The sequence below is a fragment of the Chloroflexota bacterium genome (assembly GCA_016219275.1).
In the GTDB taxonomy this organism is placed as follows: domain Bacteria; phylum Chloroflexota; class Anaerolineae; order UBA4142; family UBA4142; genus JACRBM01.
The window spans coordinates 130,859-151,531 of the sequence record JACRBM010000058.1; the positions used below are offsets into that span (position 1 = coordinate 130,859).

General features: G+C 57.8%; 19 protein-coding genes. 5 read left to right on the forward strand and 14 right to left on the reverse strand.

Features of this window, described 5'->3' with window-relative positions; all coding sequences use genetic code 11:
* Positions 1–6 precede the first annotated feature (6 nt).
* Positions 7–657: a dihydrofolate reductase family protein gene (locus HY868_16285; GenBank protein MBI5303695.1), complete on the forward strand. Its 651-nt coding sequence runs from the start codon at positions 7–9 to the stop codon at positions 655–657.
* 130 nt (positions 658–787) lie between these two features.
* Positions 788–1,771 (forward strand): zinc-binding alcohol dehydrogenase, encoded by a 984-nt coding sequence (locus tag HY868_16290; protein ID MBI5303696.1) that lies wholly within the window; start codon positions 788–790, stop codon positions 1,769–1,771.
* Between the two features lie 108 nt (positions 1,772–1,879).
* On the opposite strand, the gene HY868_16295 is transcribed toward HY868_16290, so the two are convergent.
* From HY868_16295 to HY868_16310, 4 genes are all read right to left on the reverse strand, one after another.
* Positions 1,880–2,419, reverse strand: a complete 540-nt coding sequence (locus HY868_16295; protein MBI5303697.1) for a hypothetical protein — start codon at positions 2,417–2,419, stop codon at positions 1,880–1,882.
* 64 nt (positions 2,420–2,483) lie between these two features.
* Complete coding sequence (gene cofE / locus HY868_16300; protein MBI5303698.1) at positions 2,484–3,248, reverse strand: coenzyme F420-0:L-glutamate ligase; 765 nt, start codon at positions 3,246–3,248, stop codon at positions 2,484–2,486.
* A 218-nt stretch (positions 3,249–3,466) separates the two neighbouring features.
* The gene (gene npdG / locus HY868_16305) at positions 3,467–4,138 is read right to left on the reverse strand and encodes an NADPH-dependent F420 reductase (GenBank protein MBI5303699.1); all 672 of its coding nucleotides are present in this window, start codon (positions 4,136–4,138) and stop codon (positions 3,467–3,469) included.
* A 92-nt stretch (positions 4,139–4,230) separates the two neighbouring features.
* The gene (locus HY868_16310; GenBank protein ID MBI5303700.1) at positions 4,231–5,919 is read right to left on the reverse strand and encodes a hypothetical protein; all 1,689 of its coding nucleotides are present in this window, start codon (positions 5,917–5,919) and stop codon (positions 4,231–4,233) included.
* 325 nt (positions 5,920–6,244) lie between these two features.
* On the opposite strand from HY868_16310, the gene HY868_16315 reads away from it, so the two are divergent.
* From HY868_16315 to HY868_16325, 3 genes are all read left to right on the forward strand, one after another.
* The gene (locus HY868_16315) at positions 6,245–7,486 is read left to right on the forward strand and encodes an SUMF1/EgtB/PvdO family nonheme iron enzyme (GenBank protein ID MBI5303701.1); all 1,242 of its coding nucleotides are present in this window, start codon (positions 6,245–6,247) and stop codon (positions 7,484–7,486) included.
* Between the two features lie 200 nt (positions 7,487–7,686).
* Positions 7,687–7,923: a hypothetical protein gene (locus tag HY868_16320; GenBank protein ID MBI5303702.1), complete on the forward strand. Its 237-nt coding sequence runs from the start codon at positions 7,687–7,689 to the stop codon at positions 7,921–7,923.
* The gene (locus HY868_16325; protein ID MBI5303703.1) at positions 7,920–8,204 is read left to right on the forward strand and encodes a type II toxin-antitoxin system mRNA interferase toxin, RelE/StbE family; all 285 of its coding nucleotides are present in this window, start codon (positions 7,920–7,922) and stop codon (positions 8,202–8,204) included. The genes HY868_16320 and HY868_16325 overlap by 4 nt, the downstream gene beginning before the upstream one ends.
* Positions 8,205–8,259: 55 nt before the next feature.
* Here HY868_16325 and HY868_16330 read toward each other — a convergent pair whose 3' ends face one another.
* From HY868_16330 to HY868_16375, 10 genes are all read right to left on the reverse strand, one after another.
* Positions 8,260–8,496 (reverse strand): DUF2283 domain-containing protein, encoded by a 237-nt coding sequence (locus HY868_16330; protein MBI5303704.1) that lies wholly within the window; start codon positions 8,494–8,496, stop codon positions 8,260–8,262.
* A gap of 345 nt (positions 8,497–8,841) precedes the next feature.
* Positions 8,842–9,483 carry a response regulator transcription factor gene (locus HY868_16335; protein MBI5303705.1) on the reverse strand — a complete coding sequence of 214 codons (642 nt, stop codon included), beginning with the start codon at positions 9,481–9,483 and terminating at the stop codon, positions 8,842–8,844.
* A gap of 70 nt (positions 9,484–9,553) precedes the next feature.
* A complete protein-coding gene (locus tag HY868_16340) occupies positions 9,554–11,506 on the reverse strand; it encodes a GAF domain-containing sensor histidine kinase (protein ID MBI5303706.1) in 1,953 nt (650 codons plus the stop codon).
* Positions 11,507–11,651: 145 nt separating this feature from the next.
* Entirely contained in the window at positions 11,652–12,992 is a 1,341-nt protein-coding gene (nrfD, locus tag HY868_16345) for a polysulfide reductase NrfD (GenBank protein MBI5303707.1), read from the reverse strand.
* Positions 12,992–13,894 carry a 4Fe-4S dicluster domain-containing protein gene (locus HY868_16350; GenBank protein ID MBI5303708.1) on the reverse strand — a complete coding sequence of 301 codons (903 nt, stop codon included), beginning with the start codon at positions 13,892–13,894 and terminating at the stop codon, positions 12,992–12,994. Before HY868_16350 ends, nrfD begins: the two co-directional genes overlap by 1 nt.
* Before the next feature lie 198 nt (positions 13,895–14,092).
* Positions 14,093–14,989, reverse strand: coding sequence for a PD40 domain-containing protein (locus HY868_16355; protein ID MBI5303709.1), 897 nt, complete (start codon positions 14,987–14,989; stop codon positions 14,093–14,095).
* 358 nt (positions 14,990–15,347) lie between these two features.
* Complete coding sequence (locus HY868_16360; GenBank protein MBI5303710.1) at positions 15,348–15,998, reverse strand: response regulator transcription factor; 651 nt, start codon at positions 15,996–15,998, stop codon at positions 15,348–15,350.
* Positions 15,967–17,919, reverse strand: a complete 1,953-nt coding sequence (locus tag HY868_16365; GenBank protein MBI5303711.1) for a HAMP domain-containing protein — start codon at positions 17,917–17,919, stop codon at positions 15,967–15,969. The genes HY868_16360 and HY868_16365 overlap by 32 nt, the downstream gene beginning before the upstream one ends.
* A 343-nt stretch (positions 17,920–18,262) precedes the next feature.
* Positions 18,263–19,708 (reverse strand): Ni/Fe-hydrogenase cytochrome b subunit, encoded by a 1,446-nt coding sequence (gene hybB, locus HY868_16370; GenBank protein ID MBI5303712.1) that lies wholly within the window; start codon positions 19,706–19,708, stop codon positions 18,263–18,265.
* A 60-nt stretch (positions 19,709–19,768) separates the two neighbouring features.
* Positions 19,769–20,671 carry a 4Fe-4S binding protein gene (locus HY868_16375; protein ID MBI5303713.1) on the reverse strand — a complete coding sequence of 301 codons (903 nt, stop codon included), beginning with the start codon at positions 20,669–20,671 and terminating at the stop codon, positions 19,769–19,771.
* Positions 20,672–20,673: the final 2 nt, after the last annotated feature.

Consider the following 20,673-nt stretch of genomic DNA (forward strand, 5'->3'; position numbering starts at 1 on the left):
GTTTTATTGAACGCCCCTACGCGACCGTTTGTCACATTGTCGTTCGCGCAAAGTCTCGATGGAAGCATCGCCGCCGAGCCGGGCAAGCCGCTCCGTTTGAGTTGTCCCGAAGCGATGACCCGGACGCACGAATTGCGCGCATCGCACGACGCGATTCTGGTCGGCATTGGCACGGTACTCGCCGACGATCCACAACTCACCGTGCGACTCGCGCCCGGTAAATCTCCGCGACCGATCATCCTCGATTCGACGCTCCGTTGCCCAACGCGCGCGCGCTGTGTGGACGCGACGCGCCGCACGATCATCGCGACGACGGATGCCGCGTCGCGCGAACGCGAACACGCACTCGTTGCAGCCGGCGCGGTCGTGTGGCGATTTTCCGGCGCGCGCGTAAACTTGGACGCGTTGCTCGCGCGTCTAAACGACGAAGGCATCGCGTCGTTGATGGTCGAGGGTGGCGCGCGCGTGATCGCGAGTTTTCTGCGCGCGCGTTTGGTGGATCGCGTCGTCATCACGATTGCGCCGGTGTTGGTCGGCGGAGTGCGCGCCGTGCCGGAATTGATCGCGCACGGCGAATTATTTCCGCGTCTGCGCGATGCCGAGATGCAACAAGTGGGTACGGATTGGATCGTGTCAGGAACTGTCGAATGGAATTGATTTAGGATTGTTGCGAGGAACAGAGCAAACCCCCACCCCCACCCTCCCCTGCGAAAGCGGGGGAGGGTGGGGGGGGGGGAGATTGCTTCGCCGCTTTGCGGTTCGCAATGACACAAGTGAGTACAAATAAATGCAACGTCAAGCTGTGTGGTTTGAATCACCGTTTCACATCGCGGTGCGCGACGAGCCGATGCCGGCTCTCGCGCCCGACCAGGTGTTGGTTGAGACCATCGTCTCGGCAATCAGCGCGGGCACCGAGTTGTTGTTTTATCGCGGACTCGTGCCGGAGGATTTGCAGATGGACACGGCGATTGCGGTGCTGGCGGGCGAGGTGCATTATCCGTTGCAGTACGGCTACGCGTGTGTCGGTCGGGTGAGCGAAGTCGGCGCGGAGGTGCCGCGCGAGTGGCTGGGTCGCGTCGTCATTGCGTTTCAACCGCACGCCAGTCATTTTGTCGCGCGGCTCGATCAAGTGATGCGCGTGCCGGATGGCATCGTGCCGGAGCACGCGGCGTTTTTGCCGAATGTCGAGACGGCGGTGAATCTCGTGATGGATGGCGCGCCGATCATCGGCGAGCGCGTTGCAGTCGTGGGGCAAGGCATCGTCGGTTTGCTGACGACGGCGCTCCTCGCGCGTTTGCCGCTGGCGCGACTCGTGACGTTCGATCAATTCGCGTTGCGGCGCGAACGTTCGCGCGCGATGGGCGCGTACGAATCGTTCGAACCCGCGCCGCGCGCCCAGGATATGGATTTGACGTACGAGTTGTCCGGAAATCCGGCGGCGCTCGATCTCGCGCTCACGGTGACCGGGTTTGCCGGACGCATCGTCATCGGTTCGTGGTACGGGCACAAACGCGCGGCGATTGATCTCGGCGGACGTTTTCATCGCAGTCGGATTCGCATTCTTAGTAGCCAGGTGAGTACGCTTGCGCCGGAATTTTCCGCGCGCTGGGACAAGGTGCGGCGACTCCAGGTCGCGTGGACGATGCTCGCGCAATTGCCGTTGGCGCAACTCGTCACGCATCATTTCCCAGTGCGCGATGCCGCGCGCGCGTACGCGCTACTCGACCAGGAACCGGAGCGCGCGTTGCAAGTGTTGTTGACGTACTCATAATGCCGCGTTGCCGCGATCAATATTATTGGGACGCGGATAAACGCGGATAAACGCGGATTGTTTTTTCTCCGCGTCCCAATAACGTCCATCATAGAAAACGTGCGACGATTAGGTTCGTCGCACGTTTTTGTTTGGTCGTTGCGGAAGCATCGGCGGATTCGTTTTGCGGAGCGCGTCCGAATCCAACTCGACGACTGCCAGGCGTTGGAGCAATTCGACGAGCACGCGCACGCGTCCCTGGGGCGATAAGCGCCGGTCAAAGACCGCATCCAAGTCCGCGAGAGGTCCAGAAGTGATGACGACGTGGTCGCCGGGTTTGAGGATTTCGCCGCGCGTATCTACGACGTCGGATTCCGCGAGCCGCCCGCGAATCGCGTTGATCACGCGCTCGTCCACCGGCACTGGCTCGTCGCCGATCATCACGACGCGATTGACGCCGGGCGCATAGTGCAACGTCCACAACCCGACTTGTTTAATATCGGTCTTGATGAAAAGATAGCACGGAAAAAACGCGCGCGTGTCGCCGCGTCCGCGCCGGCGCGGGGCGGGCGTGGTCGGAAAGAACACGTCATACCCGCGCTCGATAAAATATCCCTCGACTTGGCGTTCTTTGTGTGGTTTGGTGTGGATGGCGTACCAATGAAGCATTTCTTTTTCCCTGTGGAATTGACGGCTGACCGCCGACGGCAGACCGCGTATTTTTGGCGGTCGTTCAACGAAACAAATCGTGTTCCTTGGCGCGCACTATCGTACGCGCGGGGCTGACGTGTTCCGAGCGCGGGATGCCGCGCGCGTGAACGATCGGACGACCTTCGTCGGCTTGACCTTGCACGAGCGATGCCGCGGACGCGATTTGGTCCGCCAAGCCAACGATGGTTGAGTGAAGTTGATACCCGAACAAATCAGATTGCCCGCGCATATCTTCGAGCGCGGGCAGACCGGCGACGCCAATCGCGATGCCGACCGCGCCGTTGCGCCACGCGCGTCCGTGCGTATCGTTGATGACGATGCCGAGCGCGTGCCCGGTGAGCGCCTGCAATCGCGCGCGCAATTTTCCGGCGGAGCGATCCGCGTCTTCGGGCAAACGCAAAACCCACTCATCGTCATCGCGCGGCGCGACATTCGAACGATCAATTCCCGCGTTCGCGCAGACCCAGCCCTGGTGTGTTTCGACGATGATGAGTTCGTGCCGCACGCGCACGATTTCGCGCGTGTCCCACAATACGACCTCGCAAAAGCGCGCGTCCTTGCCGGTCTGTTGCGCGAGTTCGAGCGCGCGCGGCGAAGGTGTCACATCGCGCAAACGCACCATGCGCCCTTCCGATTTGCTGACGATTTTTTGCGCGAGCACGAGCACATCGCCGTCGGCGAGCGCGAGGTGCGCGTCGTCCAGCCCGCGCAAAATAATCGCGGCGAGGTCATCGCCGCGCTGAATCAGCGGAATGTTCGGGAGAGCCGTGAGTGTCAGTTGAGTCATTGTGAATTTGCCGCACGCTTGGCGTCACGCAGAATCGCACAGAATCACACAGAAAAAATCTCTAACAACTCAGATGTCATTTCGAGGAGCGCCGTTTGCGACGAGAAATCTCATTCCGCGGGGGGAAATGATTTCTCCCTTCGGTCGAAATGACAGTGAGCGGGGTATATACAAAGTTCTGTGCCTTTCTGCGCGGCGCGCAGCGTGCGGCTAATCAATCAGCCGCGCGGCACGCCGACGAGACGAATGCCCGCGCCTTTGATTTTGTATTTGATGTTGACCGCGATCAGGATCGCGGTGAATGCTTCGACCGCGGACGCGTTCGCGAGCATGCCGCCGTCGAACGCGTCAATGCCGATGCGGCGAACCAGGTCAATCACGGTCGCGCGCGCGTCCTTGTCGTTACCGCAGACGAGCACGTCGGTGTCAATTTTTTCGGCGATTGATTCGAGTTTTTCCGGCGAAACATTTTGGAACGCACACACGACCCTGGTCGCGTTGCCAAAGAATTGTTGCACCTCGGCAGTGACCGAACCGGCGGGCGGCAATTTCGCGCGGCTCTTGCGTTCGGGGTCGAGCGACGACGCGATGTTGATGACGATCTTGTTCTGCGCCGCGTCGCGTAAATCTTGTAGAATCGGATTCATGCCGCTGTACGGAATCGAAAGCAGTACGACATCCGCGCGCGCTGCCGCATCGCGATTCGAATATCCTTCGACGTTCGTTTGATTGATGCGTTGGTTGAGTTCGGTCGCCGCATTCTGCGCTTTCAGCGCGTCGCGCGAGCCGATGAGGACGCGCACGCCGGCGCGCGCAAAACGCGTCGCAAGCGCGTTGCCTTCCTTGCCGGTGCCGCCGATAATCGCGAGAGAGGGTGTGGTGGGTTGCATGGGAGAATTCGTTTACCACGGAGTTCACAGAGGGCACAGAGATTTTTCATTTTTCTCCGTGTCCTCTGTGTGCTCCGTGGTGAAATTAGTTTTTATCGCGCGACGAACTTGACCGCGTCGAAGACGATGCTCGTTGAAAGGAACGGTTCGTACGTCACATCGGAGAGCGAGACGTACTCGCCGCCGCGCGCGTGGAAATAGTAGGTGCCGAGCGAGACCCACTGGTTCGGGTAGAGCGCCTGAGCAACGCGGCGCATTTGGTACGCGCCGCCGTGCTGCACCCAGTAGCGCGCGTTGCGCGTGCTGGCAATGCCGGCGGGAATGTAAACGAACGTTTCGTAATAGCCCGCGGCGGGCAGCGTCGGATACCAGCGCGCCCAGTTGTAGTACGGCGCGGCGTACGTATTGTTCTCGGTCCAGTACGCGAAACTGCCATAACTGTTCGGCGCTTGATGCCATCCGCTGGCGGAGCCGCCCTTGCTAAACCCAGGATTGCGTACATCCACGATCACTTCACCGCCGGGTGGCGGGGGCGGCGGAGGATTGACGCCGGAGGCAATCGTCACGCGCAGCATCGAGCCGCCATCGCGTTGATAGTACTCGACGCGCCAATCGTGCGCGCCCGCGTTGAGGTACACGGTGACCGCGTACGTCGTCGGCGCTTGATCGCGCCACTGGTCAATCAGGATGTTATTGTCCACCCACACGCGCACCCCATCGTCCGACGTCGCAGCGACAGTGTAGTATCCATTGGCGTGCGTGTTACGGCGCGATGTAAATCGCGCAGACCAATTGGTGCCTGGGATGCCCAAGCCGGGCGATTGTCCGTTCCAATTAAAGTTGAGGTTCGTATCATCGCGGAACAAGGTCGGCGCGCCGGAGAGATTCGGATTGTTGAAATACTCGCCGTGCCAGGTTTCGATGTCGGCAATCGTCGTCCAGGTGAGCACGGCGAGCGCCGCGCCGCCGCGTTGATAATACTCCATCTTGACCGCGTGATTGCCTTCGGTCAGCGCGATGTCGCCCGACCAAGCGGTAGGACCTTGATCAATCCAGCGATCAATGATGAGTTGATTGTCTACCCACAAACGCGCGCCGTCGTCGGTCGTCGTCGTGAAACGATAGTTGCCGGTGGCAAAGTACTGCGTGCGCGTCCACCGCACCGAAAAGTTGACGCCGGGAATGCCGCCGCCCGGACCCGCGGTGCCAAAGTTGAAATTGATCGCGGAATCGTTGCGGATGAAGACCGGCGACCCGGCGAGATCGGGATTGTTATAGTACTCGCCGCGCCAATCGGGATAACTCGCGGACGCGATTTGCAAACGCGCTTCGGCGGTACCGTCGGCTTGATAGTACTCCATCTTGACGAGATGAAAGCCCATCGCGAGATTGACGGTCGCGTTGTGCGCGGCGGTCGTTTGGTCGCGCCACTGGTCAATCACGAGCGTATCGTCCACGAACAGGCGCACACCGTCGTCGGTGATCGTCGTCAACGTCCAATTCCCGGCGCGGTCGAAATAGACCCAGCGAATCCAACGAACGGAAAAGTTTTGTCCAGGAATGCCGCCGCCCGGTCCGCCGCTGCCCCACACGAAATTGATGTTCGGGTCATCACGCGTAAAGACGGGATTGCCTTGCAGATTGCGATTCGAATAATAGAAACCGGTCCACGCCGTCGCGGTCTGCGCGTTGGGCGACGCGGCAACGGATGTCGTACTCACGATTCCGGCAACGAGCAATGCCAGGACGATCAAAACGATGTGTAACGTCGTTCGCTTCATCGAGTCCTCCCCAAGTTAATGCGCGGTCAAGGTGTTTGGCATTCTTAAGGCAAGTATACAACAAAACGAAATTTTCGCAATACGTGAGTCGGGTAGCCGGGTGGTTAGGTGGTTGGATAGTTGGGGCTGGGATTGGGTGAGCGAGTTCCTTCTCCTCACCCTTGCCCTCTCCCCAAAGGGGCGAGGGATTTTGCTCCCTCTTCCTTGCAGGGAGAGGGTTGGGGTGAGGGTGGCGCATGTTCCCTCCCCTGCGAAGCGGGGGAGGGTCAGGGTGGGGGGTTTTTGAGTTTTTGGCAAGAGTTTGGTAGAATGTAGACGAATCACAATGCCTCCCAAATTCTTCATCACGCACTCGTGGAAAGACATTGATTTTGCGCGCAAGTTGTGCGACGATTTGCGCGCAAATGGGCTGGACGGATTTTTCGACGCGTACTCGATCAAGCCGGGCGATTTGATTTCAAAAGAAATTAGCGATGGCTTGGAAAAGTGCGACGTTTACGTACCGATTCTTTCGCACGCCGCGCTGAAATCGCCGTGGTGCGATGAAGAGATTCACGCCGCACTTACACTGGGAAAATTTCCCGGACGCAGTGGACGCCCGCGCATTATTCCGATTTTGGTTGAAGATTGCCAGGAGGCGATGCCAATTTTATTGCGGACGCGGCTCTACATCATGTTTGACGGATGTTACGATGACGCGTTCCGCGAATTGCTGATCAAAGGATTTGGCGTTGCACTTCAAACACCTACGCCCAAATCACAGCCGCCGGAAGTCTTGGCGCTACCCTCTCCGAAAGTTGTATCACTACTTCGGAGAATTATGAGCCCAGCGCATTCCATCATCCACCCAAAGGCCAAGAAAGAAATGATCCTGGTTCCCGCCGGTGAATTTGTGATGGGCGACGATAAAGGAGGCAAAGACGAAAAGCCGTCACACAAGGTTTTCCTGAACGCGTTCTATATTTCACGCTACCCAGTGACAAACGCTGAATACAAAAAATTTGTGGACGCCACGAAACACAGAATCCCACGTCATTGGCAGAACGAAGAGATTCCAACGGGCAACGAAAATGATCCGGTTGTCTATGTGAGTTGGGAAGACGCGGTGGGATATTGCAAATGGGCTGGCGTGCGCTTGCCAACCGAAGCGGAATGGGAAAAAGCCGCGAGCTGGGATGACGCGAAAAAATTGAAACGAGTTTATCCTTGGGGTGATGAGTTTGACGCGGATAAGTGCAACACATCCGAATCGAAAATTGGCGACACAACTCCAGTTGGCAAGTACTCACCTCAGGGTGACAGCGAGTACGGTGTGGGCGATATGGCAGGGAATGTTTGGGAATGGTGCGCGGATTGGTACGATGGAAACTATTACAAGAATTCTCCGGCACAAAATCCGCAAGGACCGGATTCTAGATCGCAACGTGTCCTTCGTGGCGGGTCATGGAACCTCAGTCGAGATTTCGCGCGTTGTGCGATCCGCGACCACGTCAATCCTCATAACCGTAGCTACGTTATCGGGTTTCGCGTTGCCGAGTCTTTCCCTGGGGTTGGTTCTGTCTCCTGATTTCTGACCGCTTCGCGTGTTTTCTGTTCTGCTGTTTTTCTTGGGGGGAGTCCAGAGGGGGGCGTAGTTTGCCCCCCTCTGGTCGCGCGGGGAAAGATGACAACGGACAAGGGCGGATTGAACGGACAAAAGACCCATCAAGAAAATTGGTTTCAGTATTTGCGCGTGATTGTGATATAATCCTTGCGGGAGGAAAAACTATGGCTAGCACAATCAGCCGCAAACGGCGGCGCGGCGTTGCGGATATGACGGTGGATGAATTGCAGACATTGATCGAGCGCGTGGTTGATCGCAAAATGTCCGAGTGGGCAAGCGACCCGCGTATTGCACGTCGCCGCGCGGCAATTGCCGCAAATGCCATCACTACACGCGCCGAGTATCGCGCGGGCAAGGTGCGGCGTGGAACTGCTAAAGAGTTACTTGCCGAAGTCGAATGAGAAACCTGGTCTGGGGTTCGTCATTCAAACGCGCGCTCAAGCGAACTTTGCGCCGCCATCCCAAGTGGCGCGAGCGGATTGCGGATGTGCTGGATGACCTCGCGGCTGACGCGTTCACCCCACAACTCGAAACGCACAAACTGAAAGGTGAACTGGCTGGCTTGTGGGCTTGTACCGTTGAGTACGATTGCCGTATTGTGTTCGAGTTTGTCAAGCATCTACAAATCGGCGAAGAAGAAATCTTGTTGATTGATATTGGTACGCACGATCAGGTTTATTGATCAAAACAACAAGACCCGTCAGGTCGCTAGCGCGAAAACCTGACGGGTCGTTTTTTTACGTTCTGGCTAATTGCATTTGTGCGGTGATCGGAATAGATAGAATGTCTGTGCCGGTAAACCGTCGCGAGAAATTCAGGATGGTGATCCCTTCAACATTCCGAGTTTTGGGATTGAGTCGCACGACCATGTCATCGCCCATTTCTTGCGATTCTTGTTCGGGATAGGGTTGCCCTTGCGAAAAGTACAGAATATCCGCCTCACGATCATAGTAAAAACTCAATCGCTCGCCCATACTACTTCTCCATTTACTCGCGTCCGTGTGAGATACGCGGATAAAACAAAAGACCGACCATTCGTTCTCACAACGACCGCCAAATTTTTTCCACCAAGAATCTCAGCGTAGAACCGATAAAAGATCAGCGTTTCAACATCGCGTTGGCTTCGCGCTAACGCGCCATTGCGCTATCACTCTCTCTAGAGCGAATTCCGATTCGATTTACGGTATGCGTTGTATCCAAGACCTGTCAGGTTTCGAAAAACCTGACAGGTCTCGCTTTCGTCACGTACTTTCTGTCACCGAACGCTCCGGCGAGCGTTCGCTACAACAATCCAACGATCCAACCACCCAACCACCCAACTATCCCTCGACTTCGATCAACCCCTTGCGAATCGCGTACTTGACCAACTCGGTGCGGCTGTGCAGGTTGAGTTTCGCCATGATGTTCGCGCGATGCCGCTCGACCGTTTTCACGCTGATCGTCAACCGGTCCGCGATTTCCTGATTCGTCAGTCCGTCCGCGATGTGGCGCAATACTTCTTGCTCGCGGTCCGTCAAGCCGTCGAGCGACGCGCGGTCTTCGCCTTGCGCCGCGCGTCCCATGTAATCGCGCACGAGCGCCTTGGCGAGCGACGGGTACAGAAACACGTTGCCTTCGCGCACGGTGCGAATCGCGGTAATGAGATCGGTGGGCGCGGCTTTTTTCGGCACATAGCCGGACGCGCCGGCTTGCATCATCTTGAAGAAATACTCGTCGCTCTCGTGCATCGTCAGCGCGAGAATCGCGGTGTTTGGCAGCGCGCGTTTGATTTGCCGCGTCGCCTCAAAGCCGTCGAGGTCGGGCAACGTAATGTCCATCAAAATAATATCGGGTTTCAGTTCCTTGGCGCGTTCGACCGCGGTGCGTCCGTTGTCCACTTCGGCGATAATCTCAATATCATCCTGGGTCGAAAGCAACATCCGCAGACCCGCGCGCACGATTTCGTGATCGTCCACGAGCATCAATCTGATTTTTGACACGCCATACCTCTCAACACCGAAAGGATGAAGGATGAATTTTTCATCCTATCCTTCATCCTTGCATTTTCACCGGAATTTCCACGATCAGTTTTGTCCCACATCCTGGCTCGGACTCGATGGTGAATTTGCCGCCGACGAGTTCGACGCGCTCTTGCACGCCGAGCAAGCCCCACGCGCGGCGCACCGGATACTTGCCCATCACCTGATTCACTTCGAACCCGACGCCGTCGTCGTCCACGACGAGCGTGACCTTGTCCGCGCCGAAAGCGAGTTTTACGTTCGCGTGTTTGGCGCGCGCGTGGCGACCGACATTGTTCAACGCCTCTTGCGCGATGCGAAACAACACCGTCTCGACCTGGGTTGGCAAGCGGCGTTTCGTGCCAACCACTTCAAAGTTTGCCGGCACGTTCATGCGTTCGGAGAATTGTTGCATGTACCAACGCACCGCCGAGACCAAGCCCATATCGTCGAGCAGCGAGGGACGCAAATCGGAAACGAACTGGCGCAAGTTTTCGATTGCGCGCATCGTCACATTTTTCAGTTCGCCGACCTGGCGTTCCGCTTTCGGCGGATCGGTCGCGACGGTTTGCTCGACCGCGCCCAAGCCGACCGCGAGCGCAGTGAGCATCTGCCCGGTCTCGTCGTGCAATTCGCGCGCGATGCGTTTGCGTTCTTCCTCTTGCGCCGCGACCGCGCGTTCGAGCAATTCACCGCGCAACACATCGCGCTCTTGCACCTGCAAGTACAACTGCGAATTCTCGATCGCGATGGCGATTTGACGCGCGAGCGTGTGAATCACCGCAAAATTCGAGAACGCGCGTTGATGCGCGAGACACAACACGCCGACCGTTTTTTCTTTCGCGATGAGCGGCACGGCAATCGTCGCAATGTCCGAATCGGACAAGGGGTTGTACGTCACTTCGCCGGTTTCGAACGCGCGTTGCACGCCATCGCTCAGATACCGACGTTCCGGCTCGGTCAAGGTCAACTTGGGATCGCGTGTGCGTTGCGCGCGCAGGACGAGCGTGTTCTGGAGTGGATCAACGAGGTAGACCATGCCCGATATGAGCGGCTGGAGATTCGTCACGATCTTGGCGAGCGAATCGTCGAGCAAGCGATCCATGTCCAAGGACGAGCCGAGCACGCGGCATGTTTCGAACATCACCATCAATTCGCGCGCGGCTTCTTCTTGCGCGTCAAAGCGCGCGCGATTCGCTTCGTCCAAGCGCCGCGCGTACTCCACCTCGAACACGCGCAGCACGCGAATCATAAAGAACGCGAACAAGCCAATCGCGAGGATGCGAAAGACTTCGACCGGCACGCCGACCGTGTGCAGGAACACTTCTTTGTTGATCACGTTCGACGGAACGAGTGTGGTCGGAGGCACGATGATTTGATCGAGCACACCGTACCACGCGAGCGCGAGCGCCGCGCCAACCAGGTCGCGTCCGAACTGGGGCATCTGCTGTGTGACGAGCGCGCGGCGTTCCATCAACAACGCCAACGCGGCAAAGGTGGTGGCGGGCAAACCGAGCATGTAACTCGTCCACACTCCGGCGAGTTCCATGCGCGTAATGAACGGCGCGGGACCGTTGATGATGCGAAGCAGTTGCAGTCCCGCCGCGTAGATGCCGAGTGAGATGAGCGGCAGCGCGACAAACCGGCGCGAGCGTTCGGGCAGGACGGCGCTCAACAATTGCACGGCAAACAGAAATAATGCAAAGAAGGAAATGCCTTCCAGACTCAATTTGACGATTTCCGCCCAGCCGGGTTCCTGCACGAACGTCGGAATCGCCGCCGCGAGTTTCGAAAGCATTTCGAGCCACTCGTTGACCGCGTGCGTCAACGCGAACAGCGCGAGGAAGGGCAAGGCGCGCGTCAAGGGTAGTTCGCTCCGCCGACCCATTTCGAGCGCGACGGCAAAGCCGGTCAAAAAGTGCGCTAGCCCGTAGAAAAAATAAATTAGGATGATGTTCGCTTGAAAAAACGCGGTTAGCTCAGTCATGGAATTTTGATTGGCAAGACAATGTAGAAAATTGCCCTGCACGTACCACGATTATACAAACGCATTGGTAGAAATGCAAAACCCTCCCCTGTTCGCCGGCGCGAAGCGTGCGAACGGGGGAGGGCAAGGGTGGGGGTCGGATCGTTTACGCGTGTTGTGTTTGCAGTACTTCTTGCGCCGCGGGTTTTTCTTCTTCTTCGCGTTTCAGTGTGCCTTCAAACAACGGCAGATAGTGTCCGACGAGTGTGTAGACCGTGATGATGCCGGCGAACACGCCGACTTGAATCGCGAGTTCAATCGGGCTGGGCCAGTAGGTATAGCCCTCGACCGAGCGGAGTGCGAACCACGCCACGTCGAAGCGATTCAACAAGATGCCGAACAGGACGAACGCCGCGCCGATGAGCGAGAGCATCCGACTGGCTTGCACGCGCTTGAGCGCAAAGTACACGATTGGGATCGCGACGCCGATGATCAACTCTGCCGCGTACATCACACTGTAGATGCCGCTCGTCCAAAGCATTTCGATTTCGCCCATCGTCAACAACTCGCCCAGTTTGAGCACGAGATACACGCCGAGCACCCAGGGCAGGAACGACGCGAGATCGCCGACGAGTTTTTGTTTGAGACTGCGCTTGAACACCCAGAAACTTACCGTCGCGCCGCCGACGACCATCGCCAAGCCCGCGGCGATTGAAGAGATGTAGAACTGGAGCGGGATGATCGGCGAATACCACAATGGGTGGAGTCGTTCGCTGATGATTACGAACAGCGAACCAAGCGACGATTGGTGGAGCGTCGAAAGCGTCGAACCGATGATGACGAGCGGGATGGTAATGCTTTTGACGAACGCAAGCCGCCGCTTTGATCCGATGCGTTCCAAGATGACCGGGCTGAACTCGGACACGAGCACGGTCGTGTAGAGCAGGATGCACCAACTGACTTCGAACAATGCCGAGTTGATGTTCGGGTAGATGACAAAGTGATAGAAGCGGTCCCAGCGACCCAGGTCCATGAATAGAATCACCAACACCGAAATGTAACCCAGCAGACCGGTCAGTACGGTTGGTCGAATCGCCGCGTGAAAGTGGTGCATCTGGAAAATGTACACCAACGTCGCGAGCGTGAACGCGCCGCCGGAGAACGCGACCATGAACAGATCGAAACCGATCCACAAGCCCCAGGGGTACGCCTGGTTCAAGTTCGTGGATGCGCCGAGTCCGACGACCAAGCGATAAATTCCGGCGGCGACGCCAATCACCGCGAACATCGCCATGGCGGGCAGCCACGCGGGCAGCGCGTCGAGTTCGCGCGTGATGAATTTGAACCACGCCGGTCGCGGTCGCCGGGGTTCTTCGGCGGGCTTGCCGTCGCGCAGTTTGCGTTCGATCCAGTATCCGATGGTCAAGACGAGCAAAAGGGGTATGCCGACACGCCCGAAAAAGAACACGAACATCATGAGCGCGTCAACCAGAATTTGCAGATCCATTAGTGACCTCCATTCTCGTCATTGGCAACGATGGGCGCTAATTCCATCTCATTGCGTTTCTTGACGAGCCAGTAGACGCCACTCAATGCCATCGCCATTCCTGCCGCGACCGTCGGCGTCGAGTGCATGATCGTCGCGTTGATTTCCGCCGGCGCCTCTTCGGGCAACACGGGGAAACCCAATTGCTCGAACGGGATCGCCGAGATGTACATCACGGCTGTGCCGCCAATCTCGCGCTCGCCGTAAACGTGTTTCACATACGCGCTCTTGGCAGAGTACACGCGTTCGTTTGCGATGGTTAATAACTCCGTGCGGTCACCGTACGAAAGTGCGTTTGCCGGACACGCTTGCACACATGCCGGCGCTTGCCCCTTGGCTTGCAAATCCGCGCACCCGTTGCACTTGCGAATGAGCGAGAGTTGCTTGCTCCACTCGAACGTCGGCACGCCGAACGGACACGCGTACATGCAGTATCGGCAACCGATGCAGCGGTTCTCGTCGTACACAACCGGACCCTCCGGGGTTTTCTGCAACGCGCCGACGGTGCACGCGGCAACGCAACTCGGATTGACACAGCTCATACATTGTCGCTTGACCGGTTGGTTCTTGGGTTTTTCGTTCACGAGCACGTTCCGCATTTCGACGACGGACAACGCGCTCGCGCTCAAAATGGTCGTGCGGGTGTCTTGGGGCAAATTGTTTTTCTTTTGACATGCCAATTGACACTGTTTGCAACCGACACATTTACTCAGGTCTACCAACGTGGCTTTGCTGGCACGCGGCGAAATTGGAACGTGGTTTTGTGGTGCGCTCACAAAGCTGGGTGCCGTCTTGGCACCGATGCCAAGCAGGGCAACGCTGGCGCCGGCGACTTTGAGAAAATCACGTCTGGTCATACTCATCGAACACCTCCAATCTATAAGATCAATCCCGGTACCGCTCAACGCGGTTTATTTTTGTAACTCTGCCTATTTGTTATTTCGAGCGAAGCGAGAAATCTCCGCTGTTGGCTAGATGAGATTTCTCGTCGCACACTTGCCCTGGCGGGAACGCAAGTGCCAGGGAACTACCCTCCTCGAAATGACAGACTAGGCAGGCGCTTATTTTTTCTTCGGCGCGCACGAGCACGAGGGCTGGGCGTTGGACGCTAGACTGCTCGTCAAATTCACGCGTCGCAAATTTCCCAGGTCAATCGCGACAATCTCCGAATCGGACTCGTAGAGAATCCGCGCGCCGTCGGCGGACCAACTCGGCGATTGATTGATCGCTAGACTTTTGGTAAGTCGCCGCACGCCCGCTCCATCGGCATTCATCATGTAAATTTCCCACGCGCGATCGCGCGTCGAGGTGAATGCGAGGTACTGACCATCGGGCGACCATGCCGGGTCGCGCGCATCGAAGGGCGGATGCGTGATGCGTTTGAGCTCACCCGTCGCGGTGCTCAATGTGTAGATTTCCCAACGTCCATCGCGGTCGGAAGTGAACGCCAGGTATTTGCCGTCGGGCGACCACGCGGGTTGCCAATCGTAGGTGGGATTATCGGTAAGCCGCGCGACGTTCGACCCGTTCGCGTTCATCACGTAAATGTTCCAGTTGCCGTCGCGGTCGGAGGCGAATGCGATACGCGCGCCGTCCGGCGACCAGGTCGGTTGCCAATCGAATCCTGGGGCGTTCGTCAATCGCGTGACGTTCGAGCCGTCCGCGTTCATCACATAGATTTCATAGTTGCCATCGCGGTCGGAAGCAAACGCGATGCGTTCGCCGTCGGGCGACCAGGCAGGCGTTTTATCGTCCGCGAGATTTTCGGTGAGACGTCGCACGTCCGTCCCGTCCGCGTTCATCGTGTAAATATCAAAGTAGAAACAGCGATCGCGATCTGAGGTGTAAACGACGCGGCTCGCTTGCGCGGTTGCCGACATCAGGATACTCGTGGTATCACGCGTGGGGGTAGGTTTAGAAAATGTGGAGAGAGCCGTGTCGCTTGGTCCGCACGACATGCTGATCAAAAGTGGTAAAATTAATTTGCCGATCCAGAGTGTAAACTTGAGCATCGCTCACCCCGCTTGGTTGTTCAATGAATAATTCCATCTGCAGTATAGGGTGGCGCGCGAAATTATATAACAGGTACTTGACGGGTGTTGACCCTAGGGGTTCATTCGGTTTTTATCCCGGCAAATTCGAGGGGTATGATTTGGGGAGATTACGGGGACGCGTACCTGGGTGGACCTTCGTTTACCCGGTAAAAACACCGGGCAGATACCCCGATGATAGACCGGGGGTTACCCCGGAAACAAAAAAGGACGACCCAGCGGGTCGTCCCACAGATACAGATAGTTGAATTGTATAGACGCGCGATCAATTGCTTTTTTCGGTCAAGCCATGTTCCAGCGCGTAGCGCACCAAGTCCGCAACGGTGTGCGCGCCCAACTTGCTCATCAAATTCGCGCGATGCCACTCGACGGTTTTGACGCTGATCGAAAGCGCGGACGCGATTTGCGAATTGGTTTCGCCGAGCACGATGTGTTGCAAAATTTCCAACTCGCGCGGCGTGATGGATTCCGTCACGGAGCCATTGCCTTCTTGATGCCGCAATTCTTCGACGACCGCGGTTGCCGCCGAGGGATACAAAAACGTTTCGCCGCGCGCGACGACGCGTAACGCGCCGATCAAATCGTTGCCGAGCGCGCGCTTGGAGACGTACCCCGATGCGCCGGCTTGGAGCAACGGCAGCACGTACTGCCGATCTTCGTGTTGCGTGAGCACGAGCACGCGCGTCTCGGGATGGCGCTGGCGGATGATGCGCGTCGCTTCGACGCCATTCATCCCCGGCATCGCAATGTCCATCAGCACGACATCCGGCGACAATTCGTTCACGCGCGCAATTGCTTGCGCGCCGTCTTCCGCCTCGCCGACGACCTCGATATCGTTATAGTAACTCAGCAACGCGCGCAAGCCCTCGCGCAGGATTGCGTGATCATCCGCCATCAGCACGCGAATTTTCGACATGGATTGCCTCCTCCATCGGCGCAGGCACGCGTACGAAAATCAAGGTGCCTTCGCCGGGCGTGGTTTGCAGTTCGAACGTTCCACCCAAAATTTCCGCGCGTTCCTGCATCCCGCGCAGTCCCAGCCCCAAGCCCGGCGAATTGGAAACGTCCAGGTTGCTTGGATCGAACCCGCGCCCGTTATCGCAAATGGTGAGCGTGACCCAGCCGCGTTCGTGTTTCACGCGCACCCGAACCCGCGTTGCCTGGGCGTGGCGCGCGATGTTCGTGAGCGCCTCTTGCGCGATGCGAAAGAACGACGTCTCCACGACCGGCGGCAAACGCGCCGGCTGTCCCACTTCTTCGATGCAGACTTGAATGCCGAGCGGCTCCAAGCGTTGTTCGCCGTACCAGCCGATTGCCGGCACCAAACCCAAATCGTCGAGCAGTGTGGGGCGCAGATCGGCGATGATGCGGTGAATGTTTTTCAACAATCCTTCGGCGATGGATTTGGTGCGCTTGAGATACACGTTCGCTTTTTGCGCGTCCTGTGCGAGCGCCATCGGAATCGTATCCATGCCGACCATCAACGCCGAAAGACCCTGGCTCGTTTCGTCGTGCAGTTCGCGCGCGATGCGTTTGCGTTCGTCTTCTTGCGCGGAAATGACGCGATGCAGTAACTCGCCGCGCAAGTGTTCCTTGTGTTGCAGTTCCGCGTAGAGCCGCCGATTTTCGCGCGCCGCCGCTTCGTACGCCGCGGTGCGTTCTTGCACGCGCGCGTCCAGCTCGCGATTCCACGCTTGGATTTCTTCGTGCGAGTGGCGCAAACGCACGCGCATCTCGTCGAACGCGCGCGCCAGCACGCCAACCTCGTCATGCCCGAAGGTTTTAAGCGGCGAGTTCAAATCGCCGGCGGTGATGCGCCGCGTCGCGGCGGTCAGTGCTTGCACTGGGCGAATGACGCTGCGCGTCGTCAAGTACGCCATCGCGAGCGCGCCGACCAACATCACGACGAGCAAGGCAAAGATGCGCATCTGCAGGGTGCGCGTCGAGCTGAACACTTCTTCTTCACTCTGGCGCACGGTCATGCCCCACTGCGCGCGTTCGAGCGGCGCGAAGGCGAGCACCTCGGCGCGGGGTCCGGCATTCGCGGTGGATTGCGTGTGGCAATCGTGGCACGCCGAAACCGAGGGACGATGATCGCGAATCATCCCCATCAAACTGAAACCGTGATCGCTATCGCCGTCCACGCGACCTTCGCGCGTGCTCGCCAAAATGCGTCCGCTCAAATCCACCAGATCCATGTAGCCGGATTCACCCAAACCGATCGGGTGCGTGAACGCGCGAATTTTCGCGCCGGAAAAATTCAGCGCGATGACGAGCGCGCCGCTCACTTTGTTCGACGCGTTGCGAATCGGCGACGCGGCGACGATGAATGGCGGCTGTCCGTTGGCGGATTGCGCGACGTGCGCGACGGAAAAGGGTGTGCCGTTGAGCGCGGTCATGACCGGCGGAAAATCGCCGAACGAAATTTTGGCGTTGCTCTCCGGCTTGGATGCCAAGACGTGACCTTTGGTGTCCACGAGGAAGACGTGCGACGCGACAAAATTCAAACGTTGGTACGCCTGGTCGAGGTACACGTTGGCGCGAGCGGTGTCGGACCAATAATCTTCGGAAGCGGTATACGTAAGGACGTTTTCAATGTGATCGAGCAACGCGTCCACGTAGCTCGCGGACATTTGCGCGAGGACGACGCGCTCTTGCAGGTTGCGTTGGGTGTTGTCGCTCAACGCCGCCGTGCCGAGGTACGCAAAGAGACCGATCATCGAAAAGGTGCCGATGACAACCAAGATGCCGATCTTGGTGCTCAACCCGATGCTCGCGCTGAATTCCAGGATTCGTTTGACGAGGGAAGTTTCAGTTTCAGTTGATCTGTCGTTCATCTTCGTTTTGCAATTACTGTACTGTGTAAATCCTTAAAAGTCAAACCTATTCCGACCCACACGGTTTTTCAATAGTTCAACGCAGGAGAGGGAATCCATCCCCACCCTAACCCTCCCCCGTTAGCAGAAACCGCTGGCAGGAGAGGAAACAACTCCCTCCCCTGTTCGGCGCAGTTTGTCGAACGGGGGAGTGCTGGGGTGGGGGTTTGAGTAACCTTGTTCCGATCCCAAGATACCAACAGGGCACGCGGATCATTTTTCATTCGCGTCCCCTGTCGGATACTTGGTGGAGGAGACCCGAAGGGTCGCTTGCGCGAAAATCCTTCGGGTCTCGTGCCGCGTACTATACTTTGGCGTGTTCGTGTTCGTCAGTAAAGAGCGGCAGGAATTTTGCCGCGAGTGCGAAGGCGACCACACCCAAACTCACGATCGAGACCGTAATCCAGATTTCACTCCACGCTGGGACGTAGGTCGCGCCGCCGTTCGCATACGCCCACCAACCCAGGAGCGACGTATTCAAGCGATTCAGGATCACGCCGCCGACGATCAAACCGCCGGAGGCAAACACCACACGCGGATTTTCGCGACCCCGTTTTGTGGCGAGCACGACCATTGGCACAATGACACCCAGGATCATTTCGATTCCGTAGAGCGTGGTGTGGAATCCCGAAATGGTGAGCGCCGACCATGCGCCGCGCATCGTCAAATCCGCGATCTTGGCGATGAGGTAAATGCCGAGCACGACCGCCGCCGCGCGTCCCAGACCCTTGAGCAGGTTGCTTTCCAATTCGCGACCGAACGCGCGCGCACTCAAATTCGATTCGACAATCGTCATACCCAAGCCGACCGCAACCGCGCTGATGAAGAAGAACACGGGCATCAACGGCGAGTACCACAGCGGATTGATTTTTTCCGGCACGATCAGGAACAGACTGCCGAGCGACGATTGGTGCAACGTCGAGAGACACATGCCCAGGATCACGAGTGGCAGTGTGATCGCGCGTACCACCTTGAGGGGCCATTTCAATTGGAAGCGTTCAAAGATCATCGGACTGAACTCGAGGACGAGCACGGTCGTGTAGAGAATCACGCACCACGCGACTTCGAGCATCGGCGAGTGGATGTTCCACATGTAGAACACATGCCAGATATTGTACCAGCGACCCAGGTCGAAGAGTAAGCCGACGATGACAAGCAAGTAGCCGAGCAGCGCGGTCAAGATCGCAGGGCGGACGATGGGATTGTACGCTTTCAGGTTGAACACGTGCACCGTGCCAGCCATAACGAATCCACCCGCCGCCAGCGCCACACCGCTCACCACGTCGAACCCGATCCAGAGTCCCCAGGGAAACTCGTTGCTGAGGTTCGTCGTATAACCGATCCCGAAGAAAAAACGTGCCACTGCGATGCCAATCGCGACGATCCACAATATGGCGATGAACGTCACCGCCAACACCGTCCTTGCCGGGATGCTCGGCACCTGGATGCGCTTTAGGACCGGGTAGCGCTCGCTGAGTGGTTTGCTATCACGCGCGGCATCGGGATTCATTTTGCGTTCGACCCACATGCCGAGTCCGAGCAACAACGCGATCGGCAAACCGACGCGAAAGACGAACAGGTACGCGAGCACTGCCGCGTCGCGGAACCACAAGAACAGATCAATGAACTGATTCGTCGCCAATGTGTAGATGACGACGCCGGCAATCGCGAGCGCGATCACGCCAGCCAAGACGAGCAGGATGTTGCGAAGGGCAATTCGGCTTTGAGTTTTCGTAGTGGTCGTAAACATGATTATTTCTCCCGATTCGTTTGAATAGTGTTTCCGATAGGGGCGTTCAATTGAACGCCCTTACTTATTCGTCACGCGGACGGGCGCTTCGGTCAACTTGCCGGCTTCATGGCGATGCGTCCACCAAGCGATGCCGCTCAATAATGCCAACGCGGACGCAAACACGGCAGGAATTTTCGATTGGACGTTCCAGGTATAGTTCGGTTTGGCTTCGTGCGGCAAATCCATCCGGAAACCGAGTTGCTCGAACGGCGTCGCGCTCAGGTACAGCATCGCGGTCCCGCCGACTTCATGCTCGCCGTAGATGTGGTGCACGTACTTGTCCGGCGCTTGCGCGATGCGATCGCGCGCAATCGTCAGCAACTCGTCACGCGGTCCATAGTAGAGCGCGCGGCTGGGACATGCTTGCACGCACGCCGGGGTGTTGCGTTTGCCATCCGCCATACAACTTTGCGAGCACTTGTTGATCTTGGGGCTGGCGGAATCCCAGTTGTATTTCGGCGCGCCAAACGGACACGCCATCATGCAGTAGCGACAACCGATGCACTTGTCGGCATCGTACTGGACCGCGCCGCTCGGCGTCTTTTCGAACGCGCCGACCGGGCACACCGATGCGCACGACGGTTCTTCGCAGTGCATACATTGCATCTTGACCGGCTTGATGACCGGTTTCTTGGGATCCTGGGAGATGTTCTTCATCTCGACGAACGTCAGCGTCGTTGCCGAGAGACCGACCGGCGTTTCATTCGTCGGCAGATTGTTCGCGACCTTGCACGCGTTCTGGCAACTGCGGCACCCGACGCACCGGGATGCATCAATCAGAATGCCATTGCCGGCTTGAGGATACACGGGCACGGTCTTGGCATTGCCGGTCAGCACTTGCGGCGCGACATTCGCGCCGACGGTCAACATCGCCGCGCCCGCGCCGCACGCTTTCAAAAAATCACGTCGAGTGAGACTCATGG